Below are 14,246 nucleotides of genomic sequence, written 5' to 3' on the forward strand. Positions count from 1 at the left end.
AATCACTCCCTCACCTCAGCTAGAATCTTTTCAGCTCCTTGTGCGATGAGCTTCTCTGCGACTAGCGCACCCAACGCTTCCGGATCATGCCCGGAAGCCGTTTCCTTCAGCATGGTCACGCCATCCGGCGTCCCGACCATGCCAGTCAAGGTCAACAGCGGGGCGTCGTCCCCGCTGTTGTTCTCGACGCTCGCGTATGCGCCGAGCGGCACCTGGCAGCCTCCGTTGAGTCTGCCGAGGAAGGCCCGCTCCGCTCGCACGGCGAGCGCCGTAGGCTCATGCTGGAACTTGCCCAGCAAGTCCAGCACGAAGGTGTCGTTGCCGCGGCACTCGATGCACAGCGCTCCCTGCCCTACGGCAGGGAGGCATACCTCGGGCGGCAAGTACGCCGTGATGCGACCTTGCCAGCCGATCCGGTGGAGACCGGCGGCGGCAAGCATAATCGCATCGAAGTTCTCTTCTTCGAGCTTGCGCAGCCTCGAATCAATGTTGCCCCGGATCGACTCGATCCGGAGGTCTGGGCGGTAGTGCTGCAGCTGGCTTGCGCGGCGCAGCGAGCTGGTGCCGACGAGGGCGCCTTGCGGCAGCTCGTCCAAGGAACTGCCGCCGCGCGTGATCAACGCATCGCGCGCATCTTCGCGCTGTGGAATCGCGCCTACAACGAGACCTTCGGGCAGCTCGAAGGGCATGTCCTTCATGCTATGGACGGCGATATCAATCTCTCCGTCCGTCAACGCCTGCTCGATTTCCTTCACGAACAAGCCCTTGCCTCCAACTTTGGATAACGTGACGTCCAGAATCCGATCGCCCTTCGTTACAATTTTCTTAATTTCAAATTGACATTCGATGCCATGCTCTTTGGCAAGCTGCTTCAACAGATCCACGGCTTGTCCCGTTTGAGTCAGTGCCAAGGCACTCTGTCTTGTCCCTACAATAATCGTTTTCATTTCGTCTCCGCCTCCTAAACATGCTGCCCAATCTCATTGATGAAAGACCAAGAAGGCAGTTCTATCTCAACCTGCTCTTGCGTTTGCATCCAAGCGGCGCCCTGTAATGCGATGTCAAACTTCTCTTTCCAGTCTTCAAACTTTCCTTCACGGATCAAAGGCATGAGATCCCATGCCAGCATTTCTTTAAACAAGCGCTGCCTAGCTTTTTTATCCTTCACCTGCCGCTGAATCAGCAAGCGAGTTTCACTTAGAAAATCCAAATAGGTTTCATACTCATCCCCGTATGTTTTGTCGATTTCCTTGGCAATCTTACGTGCAGCTGATGGACTAGCACCACCTGTAGAAACCGTAATCACCAACTTGCCCCGACGAACTACGGAAGGTAAAATAAACGAGCTCAACTCGGGTTTATCGACAATATTGATGAGCAACTCATGCCTGCTCGCATCCTGTGCAATCTGCTCATTAACGTAAGCATCGTTCGTTGCCGCGATGACCAACGCAAAGCGCGCCTCGCCCTCGGTCCCCCATATCGTTGGATCATAGGGCTGTTTCATAAGGACCACACCAGGGCGAAGTGCCAGCTCCAGAATGCCATCCGTGAATGCTGGACTGATCACCGTCACATCAGCACCTGCCTCCAGAAACGAGCGTAATTTCCGTTCCGCAATCTGCCCACCACCGACGATCAGGCACTGGCGACCTGCTAAATTCATCATAATCGGATAAGGATGTTGCCAGCCATTTAGCTCCATATCCAACCATGGAAATCAGAAACAAGATTCGAGACAACAAAATTCAACACGACGATACAGAAGGCTGCTAAATTCCATACTGCTAGCTTATTGCCCGAAATCTGCATGGATTTATGTTGAAATAAGTAAAACGCATAGGCTGCTAAGACGAAGAAGGAATTGATGACTTTGGCATCGAAAAGCAGATTCCGATCTCCCTCAAGAACAACCCAAACCACGCCAAGACTTAATGCCATAAGTAACAGCGGCCCCCCGATAATGACCGACAAATACGTATAATGCTCAATTTTCTCAAGGGACGGCAGTCTCATGACAGCCTGAGAGAAATTTTTACTCTTTAACCTTTTATGTAGAAATATATACATGCCTGAAAAGATAGCAGCAATCGAAAATGCGGCATAGCTGCCAATCGCTAACGAAATATGAATGAATAATAGCTCATCGTTGATGTCCCAATCGGATTTGATTGGCATGACATGTGGATTTCCAAATATATTTAGGGCGAGAATCGCAAAACCAAACACATTCACAAAGAACACAAACAATTCAATACGGAAAAACCGGTTAATAATCAGCGAAATCGTGACAATTAACCACGATAACATGAATAGGACGTCAGACCGTCCGAAAGCCCATTCCGTCAAATGACCATACAAACTGATAGCCAAGTAAGCGGTTTGCAAAACCCATACAAACAAAAGCAGCCCCGTCCCCATCCGTTTCGCACTTCGGCTCGCGTTCGCGAAATCCGAAAAGTAAAACAGTAGGCTCAGGGCATACATATAAATCATCGCATCAAACAACCAGCTACGTGTTACCATGGCACCTCTCCTAGGCGGTTAGCGCCTTTTTATCAAGATGGGGCTAGAACATCCGTGTTCTGTAAACCACGAACGGACAGCTTATCATCCAACGTTTGTTTACTTTCCACTTTGTTAAAGCCAGTCTCTAGCTCTTGTGCTATTTGATCTGCCTGTTCTTGTTGTTTAAGCGTATCTTCTAATGCAAAAAGTTTCGTGAAAATTTCAAGGGCATCGTCGCCATGACGCTCGCCAGCCATTTCTTTGATTCGTAGAATCGGATCACGGAGCACCTGGTTCACGATGCTTTTGGTTAATTTACGAATCACCTTAATTTCACGTTCATCCAGATCAGTCAGCTTATTCAGCATGTTTTCCATGGTTTCTTCGTGAATCTGATTCGCTTTCGTTTGCAGAGCACTAATCAGCGGACTAACGCCAAGTGTCTTCGTCCATTGTTCAAAAGCGGCGATTTCCGACGTAATCATGACCTCAATCTTTGCCGCTTCTTTCTTTCTCTCCTGCAAATGCTTATCTACAATATTCTCCAAATCATCAATATCGTAAAGGAACACATTAGGCAGGCCGCTAATTTGTGGATCTAGATCACGCGGAACAGCGATATCCATCATGAAGAGCGGACGAGACTTTCTTTTTTGCACATAGGACTGAATATCATGCTTAGTTAATACGTAGCCTGGGGCTCCAGTCGAGCTGATGATGATATCCACCTCAGGTAAATACTTAGGTATTTCCTCTAGTGTACAAGCCACACCGTTGAATTTACCGGCCAAATCCAAGGCTCTTTCCAAGGTACGATTCACAACGATCACTTTGTTCGCCCCATTCGCGTACAAATGCTTCACCGTCAGCTCACTCATCTTGCCAGCACCGATAATCATGATGGTCTTGTTCACATAGGTGCCGAAAATCCGCTTACCGAGTTCAACCGCAGCATAGCTGATCGAGACTGGATTATTGCTGATGCCCGTCTCTGAGTGTGCTTTCTTCGCTAACGTTATCGCCTGTTTAAATAGGGTGTTGAAATAAGATCCTGTTGCTTTCAATTGTTGGGACGCTAAAAAAGCATCCCGCACTTGCCCCAAGATCTGAGTTTCCCCGATGACCATCGAGTCCAACCCCGTTGTTACCCGGAACAAATGCTCGATCGCTTCTTCATTTTCATACGTATATAAATGTTTCTGGAACTGATCCTTCTTCACATGGAACCATCGCTCAAGAAAATGCGTCAAATAATGACTGCACAGCTGAGGCCGATCCACGACGGCATAAATTTCAGTGCGATTGCAGGTGGCAACAGTGACACATTCTAGAATGCTCTTCGTCTCTTTCAATTCCGCAATTGCCTTCGGTAAATCTTGATCGGAGAATGCAAACTTCTCACGAATCTCCACCGGGGCTGTCCGATAATTCAAGCCAACAGCAATAATATGCAACGTTACCACCTGCCTTTCCTTCTATTTAAGAATCATTATAACACAGCGAAACAGACATTCCGACAAAATATTTGAATAAATTATGAATGCTTTGGTACTGATCGTTAGTTTTAACAGCTCTGTGCTCGTCTATACCTAGGATAGCCAGAATCCCCTATTGGAGCCCTTTTTTTCTTAAAAAAGTCGCCAACTCGCGATCTAGTTTCGATAGCTCTTCGTTCTGGGATGAAATAATATCGCCGTTAGATGCCATCAATTTCTCATACACCTCATACATGCTGCCAAATTGCTTCTGGGTTTCCTTCAATGTTTGGGTCTCGTCTGCCTTCATGGCTCTGCCTCCGCCTAACTGCAGCCTTTGGATATATTGATTTAATTGGCTCATGAAACTGAGGGAGGTCAACTCCTCGCTGCCGCCTGCTGCAAGTACAAGACGTTCATGCGTATATTCCGCTGAATACAGCGCTTGTTTCACTCGATCTAGCTCATTCGTATTTTTAAGCTGAGAAGCTTCTTCCAAACTGCTCTTCAATATTTCCATTTGAAATAAGGATACTTGGAACAGTAAATGTGTGGCATCGTGATCTTCCTTTTGATGACCTAACATTTGGGTAAGTTGATAAATAGGCCAAATGATTAGAAAGAGAACAACAATATATAACACTGTTTTTCTGATAAACTTTTGTTTCAATCTTCTTCCCCCACTCCAAATGAATTGGACATGTATCACCAATATCATTGTATGGGTGTCTGAACAAACAAATAACCACGGATTTCTCCGTGGTTATCGTTATTATTTGCAGAATTTTATTTAACAAGCTCTGCTTGCTTTATTTCAGGAGTTTCTACTTGCAATTCACCCATTCCGCGAACAAGCTTCTTCGCATAGAACGTTTCTGGTTTTAGTACGGATACCATAAAGTCGATTGCTAATTGAGGGTCGACTGTCTCACCGCATGTATAACAATCAAGTGCGGCAAAACCTCTCTCAGGATAAGTATGAATGGAGAGATGACTCTCGGACAACATAACAAGAACTGTTGCTCCTTGTGGTTCGAATTGCTTGGATTGTACAGATAAAACAGTTGCTCCACATACCTCGGCAGCTTCAACCATCTGAGCTTGCAGCCATTCTGCATTGTTCAGAAGTTCAAAATCTACCCCCCAAGTATCAACAGCAACGTGTCTTCCGAAAGTTGAGTATTCTGTTTCCATCTTTCGGTTCCCCCTTCCTAGGAATAAAATGTGTGAAAAAAATTTCATCCGCTAGGACCTACGTCATTCACTTCCCGAGGGTATAATCTCTCGCAACATTCAATGTCCTGAGTGAATCCTGGTTCCTATATTGTTTCAACGAGAATAAAAATAACATCTATCGACGATAAATGCAATAGTTTTTTTTGTTAAACATCATCTGTCACACTTACGCCATATCTAAATTATGTCGATCAGCCTTTACGTGTGCGTCAAAACAAATAGAGACCCAAAAATGGGTCTCCAATAATAAGTCATGTATGAGTGATTATGCCTCCAAAACGAACAAACGATGTGTAAGCTCATTGAGGCGAATGTCGATTTCTTCGTGTTCATTCCTAGCCTGCAGCATGTTACGCATATCAAGAAGATGATTGATTTGATCGTAGATCATTTCAATTTCTTGCTCAACTTCTCTCTTCTGGAACATCATCTGCATGAGACCAATGGTATCTTTGTGCTCATAGACAATCGTTAATAATTGACCTTTGATTTCCTCGATCTTCACAACGGTTCCGCGTTCATAATAATAAACCATAGTGTAGCTTGGGTAAATCCGGTTGACCTTTGCGCTGCCTTTGAATTCCGATACTGCTTTACGCATTAAATTAGCTAATAAGGTATTACTTAATCTGCAGGATCCTGTGCATTCATATAGGCCCGATTTCTTTTCAAATGATAGGACAATTTCTTGACCTTCGCCATCTTGAAAAACAACTTCTTGATTCCCGTTTTCCAAAACTTTGACTTGCAGTGTCACTTGATGGTCCACAAACATTTGAAAAAACTTCAACATATCGGCTTCTGTTAACTGGAGGCAGGTTTTGACATATTCAGTCGCTAACCTTTGTGCCATAAAAATCCCTCGATTCTTTGTTTTCAAGCCATTAACTATTACCTTGTTTATTATTATACTACATGAGTCGCGAATATTCCTGCCTGCAATTCATGATAATCAGCCAAATATTCTGAAAAAAGCTTGATAATCTGGAATGCCATCAAATTTCCCCCAGTTTACCTCGCTTTCCCGTATACTTCTTTTGGATTTCCTCTATCTTTTAACGGTTACCTCAAAAATACGCAAAAAACCGCCCTTGAATTAGGACGGCTCTAGCTCGGTTGCGGCGGTTGGCAGCTCTTCGTCGGTTTGAGACTTTTGAGGCTCCGACTCGCCATAAGCAATCGCTTGCTCGAGAATTCCCCATAGTTCATCTTTGCCAAGCCCTAGCTCGGAAGAGAACATTAATGGCTGAACTCCTTTATCCATCCCTAATGTTTCACGCACAATTTTCATGTGCTTTGGCCATCTGCTTTTGGGGATCTTGTCCGCTTTGGTCGCAACAACAAGAACAGGTACATCCATGTGACGAAGCCATTCGTACATTGCTTGATCATCTTTGGACGGCGGATGTCTGAGGTCCACAAGCTGCATTACAAGGCGCAAAGGCTCACGATTCAATAGATAGCTTTCAATAAATTTGCCCCATTGCTCACGCTTGGTTTTGGATACCTTCGCGTAGCCGTACCCGGGAAGATCAACGAAGTATAAGTCCTGATTGACTTTGTAATAATTAAGAGTTTGCGTTTTGCCCGGTTGTGAACTGGTTCTAGCTAAGTTTTTACGAGAAATCAAACAGTTAATGAGTGACGATTTCCCGACATTAGAACGCCCTGCCAGAGCAATCTCTGGCAAGGCATCTTCTGGATATTGGCTAGGTCCAACCGCACTGATGATAAACTCAGCTTGATTGACTTTCATGAATGTTCAACTACTTTCTAAGTCGATCCGACGTTAGCTGTCGGCTTATTTTTGATAAGTGCATGTTCCAGCACTTGATCCATGTGACTGACAGGGATGAATGTCATCTCTGCGCGGACACTTTCTGGAATTTCGATAATGTCTTTCTCATTGTCCTGAGGAAGAAGGATCGTACGAATCCCTGCACGATGTGCAGCTAGTGCCTTTTCCTTCAAACCGCCGATAGGAAGCACGCGGCCGCGAAGCGTTACTTCGCCAGTCATGGCAACTAAGCGCGAGACTGGGATGTTCGTTAGCGCAGAGATTAATGCGGTAGCCATCGTGATACCCGCTGATGGGCCATCCTTCGGAATAGCTCCTTCAGGAATGTGGATATGAACGTCATTTTTCTCATGGAAATCAGGAGCTATGCCTAGGACGTCAGCTCGCGAACGTGTATAACTGAAAGCCGCTTGTGCGGATTCCTTCATAACGTCGCCTAACTTACCAGTTAAGGTCAACTTACCTGTACCAGGCAATACAGATACCTCGATGACAAGCGTATCTCCGCCCACTTCCGTCCAAGCAAGACCTGTGACGGCTCCTATCTGATCTTTCTCTTCAGCGACATTATATTTAAACTTGACCGGACCTAAATAGTCGCTCAGGTTTTCTTCTGTCACATGAACAGGTGTCTCAGGATTGGATACGATCTTTTTGGCTGCTTTCCGATTCATGCCTGCAACTTGCTGTTCTAGATTACGCACGCCTGCTTCACGCGTATATTCGCGCACAATCTTCATCAGAGCGCCCTCATCAACGATAAGCTGCTCTTCTTCTAGACCATGGTCACGTTTCTGCTTAGGAAGTAAATATTTCTTGGCAATTTGGAGCTTCTCAATCTCCGTATACCCTGGAATATATAGAACCTCCATCCGATCTAACAGAGGACGAGGAATATTATGCACAGCATTTGCCGTGGTCACAAACATCACGTTGGATAAATCAAAAGGTACTTCAATGAAATGATCACTAAAAGTGCTATTTTGTTCAGGATCCAGAACTTCAAGCAGGGCCGAGGCAGGATCTCCGCGGAAATCCATCGCCATCTTGTCAATTTCGTCTAACAAGAAAACAGGATTGTTCGCACCTGCATTCTTCATTCCTTGAATGATTCTACCCGGCATTGCGCCTACGTAAGTACGGCGATGTCCGCGAATCTCAGCTTCATCTCTGACGCCGCCAAGTGAAATTCGTATAAATTGTCTTCCCATCGATCTAGCAATAGAGCGAGCAATTGAGGTTTTACCTACGCCCGGAGGACCTACTAGACAAAGAATCGGACCTTTAAGCTTCTTAACCAGCTTCTGAACGGCCAAATACTCCAATACCCGTTCCTTCGGCTTCTCAAGACCAAAATGATCCTCATTTAGAATTTCTTCCGCCTTATCCAGATCCAAATCATCATCCGTTTGTTTGTGCCAAGGAAGCCCCAACAACCAATCGATGTAATTGCGGATAATGCCTCCCTCTGCGGAAGTTGCAGGCATTTTCTCCAGTCGATCAATTTCTTTCTCGACCTTCTCGCGTACTTTCTCCGGAAGCTCCGCTTCGGCAAGCTGATTACGTAATTCATCAACCTCACCAGCACGGCCTTCTTTATCCCCAAGCTCCTTCTGAATCGCCTTCATCTGCTCACGGAGATAATATTCCTTCTGCGTTTTCTCCATTTGCTTCTTCACGCGCTGACTGATCTTGCGTTCAAGTTCAAGTACTTCTCGCTCATTGTTCAAAATATTAAGCATTTTCTCGAGCCGTTCCCGTACATCAACGGTCTCGAGAATATCTTGTTTATCTTTGATTTTCAGCGATAAATGACTACAAATCACATCTGCCAGGCGACCAGGCTCATCTATATCGGATACCGCGGCAAGTGTTTCTGGCGTCACTTTTTTGGATAAATTGATATAATGCTCGAATTGACTAAGAACGCTTCTCATCAAAGCATCGATCTCAGGATCCGAAATTTCTTGCTCCGGCAATTCCTTTACCGTCACCTCGTAATACTCGTCATTCGTCAAATACTCAACAATTTCAGCACGTAATACGCCTTCTACAAGAACACGAATCGTACCATTCGGTAACTTAAGCATTTGCCGCACTTTGGCAATGGTTCCGATGCGATAAATATCCTCTTTCGTTGGTTCTTCTATGTTGATCTCTGATTGAGAGCAGAGGAGAATCATGCTATCATCCACCATTGCCCGCTCGAGTGCTTTCACCGATTTTTCTCGCCCTACATCTAGGTGTAGAACCATGCTCGGATAGACCAGCAGTCCCCTAAGAGGCAATAACGGCAATCTGCGCACCTTAATTTTTCCAGGTCCCATCCTCTGCACCTCCAATTATAGGGATCCTTGAACCTAAGTTCTAAGTCTCACCTTGTCTTTGTGGGATTTTCTCCCTGCGTTGCCCTTTACATTTTAACAAAACTCTAAACAAAACACCAATTGAGAGCTTACGCGTTATGTAAGGTAACGCAAAGCCTCCCTTTAAGAGTCAATTGTATGCTGTGAATTGGCATGTAGAATGGGTAAAGTTGTAGTAGGGATGGTTCTCTCCATAGAGAAAGGTAATGGTATTACATTATCAAGAAGCTCAATGCCCAGCGCGACTGCCAGCACTTCTTCAATCGTTTCCGCCGCGACAACTTCAACACCTGGTAAATCAACAAATAGCGCTTGCCAATTTTCCTTTGGAATAATGACTCGGGTAGCTCCAGCTTGAAATGCCGCCTCCACCTTAGCCACAACTCCGCCTACTGGCTTAACTTTCCCGTGGATACTCATTTCACCTGTCATGGCTAGTTTGTTATCTACAGGTATTTTATGTATGGCAGAGGCAATCGCCGTAGCCATTGAAATACCTGCGGAAGGTCCGTCGATCGGCACACCGCCTGGAAAGTTGATATGCAGATCATAATCCGACGTATTAAAACCAAGCTTACGAAGAACAGTCAGCACATTTTCCACAGAGCCGCGGGCCATGCTTTTACGACGAATGGTTCGGGAACCTCCACCCATTTCTTCCTCATCCACAACACCCGTAATATTGAATTTCCCAGTACCTGCAACAGCAATTGGAATGGCCGTCACTTCAATCTCCAATAGTGTACCCAAATTAGGTCCATAGACAGCCAAGCCATTTACAAAGCCTATTTGAGGCTGAGCAGGAACTTTCCGTTCTGGTCTTGGAGGGATTTGCGAAGAATTCACAACCCACTCAATGTCTGCAGCTGTTATCGAATCCCGCTTATCGGTCAAGGCGATACCCGCAGCTAATTGAATAACATTCACAGCTTCTCGACCGTTCGTTGCATATCTGGTCACAACTTCGATCGCATCTTCACATTTTTTGAAGCCAATTTTATCAAGAGCTTTCCGAGCAATTTCTCCTACCTCATCAGGCAGTAGCGGTCGGAAGAATATTTCTAAACAACGCGAACGAATTGCCGGAGGAATTTCGCTTGGTGTACGCGTCGTAGCTCCAACTAAGCGGAAATCAGCCGGCAGGCCATTCTGAAATATATCGTGAATATACCCTGGAATATTCGCATCCTCGGAACTATAATACGCACTTTCCAAGAACACCTTACGGTCTTCAAGCACCTTTAATAATTTGTTCATTTGTGTCGCATGCAATTCACCAATTTCATCGATGAACAAGATTCCGCCATGCGCCTTCGTTACAGCACCTGGTTTAGGCTGTGGAATGCCCGCAACGCCCATCGCACCTGCCCCTTGATAGATAGGATCATGCACGGAACCAATCAAAGGATCGGCGATACCTCGTTCGTCGAAACGAGCGGTCGTAGCATCGATTTCTGTAAATTTGGAGTCAGGTCGGAAAGGGGAGTCTTGATTCTTCTTGGCTTCTTCTAGTATGACGCGTGCTGCAGCTGTTTTCCCAACGCCGGGAGGCCCATAAATAAGCACGTGCTGCGGATTCGGACCACAAAGTGCGGCTTTCAGCGCCTTCAACCCCTCAATTTGGCCAACGATGTCCTGCACAGAAGAAGGTCTTGTTTTTTCAGACAATGGTTTAGTTAATGAAATGGATCTTAATTTACGTAGTTTTTCTAACTCTTTCCTAGACTCTCTATCCACTGCAGACTTGTTCGTCTGTTGATTTCGCAGTAAATTCCAGAAATACAACCCGATTACAACTGCAAAAAACACTTGAATGACCATTAGAATGATACTTAAACTCATGTGTTGAACCTCCTTAAACACGTCATCTTCGATTATGTACGCTTATTTTATACATGCTGTCTTTGTTAATTTCCATTATTCCCGTGTAAAAGAAGGTTAATCCAATCCATGCAAACTTTTGCTTCACGTATGATAGCCCCCCTGCGGAAGAAGGATAAGGGGGAGATATTGTTGCAAAAAGGATGTGGCGGGATTTGAAGCAATACATGTTAATCGTCGTACTTGCGCTATTTCTATGTGCACCAAACTCCCAAACCATTGCTGCTACTTCTGCTAGTGATCCCTTGCTTCCTAATGCTGATATTATTCTGGATGTTGGGCATGGCGGAATCGATAGCGGGACCATGGTTGGCAAGTATGAAGAAAAAGATATGAATCTAGCTATCGCCAAAAAAACGTATAAATCACTTGTCAAAAGGGGATATCGCGTTATCATAAACCGAACCGAGGATTATGCATTGAGTGATGATAATACTTGGTCTTACGGAGGGAGACACCGAAAGGATCTGGCACAGCGTTCCGGTCTAGCTAATACGATTAAGCCGAAGATGATGCTCAGCCTGCATATTAATTGGTCCAAAAAATCGGGTACACGCGGTCCCCTTGTTATTTATCAAAATCAATCTGACAGTATTCTGTTAGCAAGCCTGCTTCAAGATGATTTGAATCAAGTGTATGGCACGGAAGAGCTTCCTGTACTTGGCAAAAAGTATCATGTACTCAAGTATACAAAATGCCCTTCCGTCATCGTTGAGCTCGGATTTTTATCAAATAAGTCAGATCGCAAGCTGCTAAACGACAGCCATCATCAAGCAAAGCTTGCCAAAGCGATCACTCATGCGGTTGATCAGTATTTCGCGATGACGCATCCAAAATGATCTATTTGACCATTTGTGAAATGGGGACAAAGGTAGCTTCCTTTTGAATACTAGGAATTGCCTCACTAATCACATGGGCCGTCTTCTTTCCTGGAGGACCCACATGTCCAATGGCGATCACTTCGTCCTTGTCATGAATTAATTTCTTCAGCTTAACCATTTGTTTATTAATATGGCTGTAGGTATACAAATCATCGAAAAATAGCTGATTGTCCGCATGCGGTACGCCACGTGAATCTGCAATTTTGCCAATTAAACTCTTCGGTGTTGTTCGACTGTCCAGCAATATCAGATTTCGTTCTTTGCAAATCTCAATGAGAATCTTCATCACCCTTTCATCCGCGGTCGCCTTGGAGCCCATATGATTATTAATGCCAATGGCATAGGGAACATCGTCGATCGCAGCTACCATGCGTTTATGAATTTCTTCGCTGGACAAATCGGTAGTAATTGCACCAGGACCCAGCCAACTTTTCTTTCCTCTCACAGGCTCCATCGGCAGGTGTAGGATGACCTCAAGTCCTCTGTCATGTGCTAACTGCGCATCCTGCTTCGTTGAGGGCAGGAAAGGCATTACAGCCACTGTGAAGGGAATAGGCAGCTTCAGCATTTCGGCTGTACCTTCCATATTATTGCCAAAGTCATCTATGACAATCGCTACTTTCTTCGTCACGGCTCCCGTAGGTTGCTGCGGGTTTAAACTTGGCTCAGCTCCTGTATACCCTGGATTAATGATCAAAATGGATCCTGTTATAAGGGTAAGAGCCACCTGTCTACATCGTGCAAACGTAGGAAACAATTTCAACCTCTACTCCTCCTTAAGTTTTCGTCAGAAAACTGGCTTCGTAAGCATCAGCTATCGATAAGAAAGTCCTGCTGCATTTGAGCATGCTTTCCAGTTTTACTCATTATGCTTCTCTTCCTCGTCAAATATGCGTAGAGGCATCGGCATACAAAAAAACCGTTAAAGACCTCAGGCAGCTGAGCTCTTTAACGGTTTGTATTTATTATATTTACTTAGTGCTGCTTGCGCCCAGGGATGACCCCGGTCTGTTCATAGGAAGCCACAATAATATCAATTTCCTTCTTCAACTCCGAAAGCAGTTCAGCCTCAGGTACTTTTCGAATCATCTCTCCATAACGGAACAACATACCTTCTCCGCGGGCTCCTGCGATACCAATATCCGCTTCTCTGGCTTCACCAGGTCCATTCACAGCACAGCCCAAAACGGATACCTTGATCGGCACTTTAATTTTCGCAATATAGTCCTCTACTTCATTAGCGATCGAGAACAAATCAATATCCAAGCGACCACAAGTCGGACAGGAAACCAGCGTTGCGGCGTTCGTAATTAAACCAAATGTCTTCAACAGCTCTCTTGCGACTTTGATCTCTTCCACAGGGTCTGCACTGAGCGAGATACGAAGCGTGTTACCAATGCCCATATTAAGCAGCGTTCCAATCCCTGCAGCGCTTTTCACAGCTCCCGTGAAGAGCGTACCAGCTTCTGTAATCCCTAGATGAAGCGGATAGTTAAACGCCTTCGCAGCCTGTGAATACGCAGCTATAGCCATAGGGACATCAGAAGCCTTCAGGGATACGATGATATCATGGAAATCGAGCTCTTCCAAAATGTTGATATGGAATAACGCGCTTTCTACCATAGCTTCAGGCGTTGGGTACCCATACTTTTCAAGAAGGTGATTCTCAAGGGAGCCTGCGTTAACACCAATACGAATCGGGATCCCGCGTTCTTTACATGCCTTAACGACCGCCTCGACCTTCTCACGGCGACCGATATTGCCTGGATTAATACGCACTTTGTCAATCCCATTCTCAATCGCGGCAAGCGCCAAACGATGATCGAAGTGAATGTCAGAGACCAGCGGAATATGAATTTGCTTCTTGATTTCCTTGATGGCCTCAGCAGCTTCTTTATTGTTAACGGTCACACGCACAAGCTGGCATCCCGCTTCTTCTAAACGAAGAATTTCCGCGACTGTCGCTTTAACGTCAGCCGTTTTCGTTGTGCACATACTTTGCATGATCACTTCGTTACTGCCACCGATCGTTAAATCGCCTACCCGAACGGCTCTGGTATCTCTTCTATGGAACATTTTGGTTTCTCTCCCCATGACACCA

13 protein-coding genes are annotated in these 14,246 nt (G+C 45.4%); 1 reads left to right on the forward strand and 12 read right to left on the reverse strand.

Features of this window, described 5'->3' with window-relative positions; genetic code table 11:
* Nucleotides 1-2 precede the first annotated feature (2 nt).
* The 10 genes from hemC to lonB form a co-directional block, all read right to left on the reverse strand.
* Nucleotides 3-947, reverse strand: coding sequence for a hydroxymethylbilane synthase (gene hemC, locus AC58QO_RS21440; protein ID WP_497269052.1), 945 nt, complete (start codon nucleotides 945-947; stop codon nucleotides 3-5).
* A 14-nt stretch (nucleotides 948-961) separates the two neighbouring features.
* Entirely contained in the window at nucleotides 962-1,705 is a 744-nt protein-coding gene (locus AC58QO_RS21445; protein WP_497269192.1) for a precorrin-2 dehydrogenase/sirohydrochlorin ferrochelatase family protein, read from the reverse strand.
* Nucleotides 1,696-2,526 carry a cytochrome C assembly family protein gene (locus AC58QO_RS21450; RefSeq protein WP_497269054.1) on the reverse strand — a complete coding sequence of 277 codons (831 nt, stop codon included), beginning with the start codon at nucleotides 2,524-2,526 and terminating at the stop codon, nucleotides 1,696-1,698. Before AC58QO_RS21450 ends, AC58QO_RS21445 begins: the two co-directional genes overlap by 10 nt.
* Before the next feature lie 32 nt (nucleotides 2,527-2,558).
* Entirely contained in the window at nucleotides 2,559-3,962 is a 1,404-nt protein-coding gene (gene hemA / locus AC58QO_RS21455; RefSeq protein ID WP_497269194.1) for a glutamyl-tRNA reductase, read from the reverse strand.
* Between the two features lie 154 nt (nucleotides 3,963-4,116).
* Complete coding sequence (locus AC58QO_RS21460; RefSeq protein WP_497269056.1) at nucleotides 4,117-4,653, reverse strand: S-adenosylmethionine decarboxylase; 537 nt, start codon at nucleotides 4,651-4,653, stop codon at nucleotides 4,117-4,119.
* Between the two features lie 116 nt (nucleotides 4,654-4,769).
* A complete protein-coding gene (speD, locus tag AC58QO_RS21465) occupies nucleotides 4,770-5,177 on the reverse strand; it encodes an adenosylmethionine decarboxylase (RefSeq protein ID WP_056610310.1) in 408 nt (135 codons plus the stop codon).
* Nucleotides 5,178-5,484: 307 nt separating this feature from the next.
* Nucleotides 5,485-6,072, reverse strand: a complete 588-nt coding sequence (locus tag AC58QO_RS21470) for a non-ribosomal peptide synthetase module (protein WP_497269058.1) — start codon at nucleotides 6,070-6,072, stop codon at nucleotides 5,485-5,487.
* 243 nt (nucleotides 6,073-6,315) lie between these two features.
* Nucleotides 6,316-6,975, reverse strand: coding sequence for a ribosome biogenesis GTP-binding protein YihA/YsxC (gene yihA / locus AC58QO_RS21475; protein WP_497269059.1), 660 nt, complete (start codon nucleotides 6,973-6,975; stop codon nucleotides 6,316-6,318).
* A gap of 17 nt (nucleotides 6,976-6,992) precedes the next feature.
* Nucleotides 6,993-9,344 carry an endopeptidase La gene (gene lon / locus AC58QO_RS21480; protein ID WP_497269061.1) on the reverse strand — a complete coding sequence of 784 codons (2,352 nt, stop codon included), beginning with the start codon at nucleotides 9,342-9,344 and terminating at the stop codon, nucleotides 6,993-6,995.
* Nucleotides 9,345-9,506: 162 nt separating this feature from the next.
* Nucleotides 9,507-11,225, reverse strand: a complete 1,719-nt coding sequence (gene lonB, locus AC58QO_RS21485; protein WP_497269063.1) for an ATP-dependent protease LonB — start codon at nucleotides 11,223-11,225, stop codon at nucleotides 9,507-9,509.
* 194 nt (nucleotides 11,226-11,419) lie between these two features.
* On the opposite strand from lonB, the gene AC58QO_RS21490 reads away from it, so the two are divergent.
* Nucleotides 11,420-12,103 (forward strand): N-acetylmuramoyl-L-alanine amidase family protein, encoded by a 684-nt coding sequence (locus tag AC58QO_RS21490; RefSeq protein WP_497269064.1) that lies wholly within the window; start codon nucleotides 11,420-11,422, stop codon nucleotides 12,101-12,103.
* A 1-nt stretch (nucleotide 12,104) separates the two neighbouring features.
* Here AC58QO_RS21490 and AC58QO_RS21495 read toward each other — a convergent pair whose 3' ends face one another.
* The gene (locus tag AC58QO_RS21495) at nucleotides 12,105-12,908 is read right to left on the reverse strand and encodes a divergent polysaccharide deacetylase family protein (RefSeq protein ID WP_497269066.1); all 804 of its coding nucleotides are present in this window, start codon (nucleotides 12,906-12,908) and stop codon (nucleotides 12,105-12,107) included.
* Nucleotides 12,909-13,120: 212 nt separating this feature from the next.
* Nucleotides 13,121-14,221, reverse strand: coding sequence for a flavodoxin-dependent (E)-4-hydroxy-3-methylbut-2-enyl-diphosphate synthase (gene ispG / locus AC58QO_RS21500; RefSeq protein WP_497269068.1), 1,101 nt, complete (start codon nucleotides 14,219-14,221; stop codon nucleotides 13,121-13,123).
* Nucleotides 14,222-14,246 lie beyond the last annotated feature (25 nt).

Source organism: Paenibacillus sp. J31R30 (assembly GCF_059692115.1).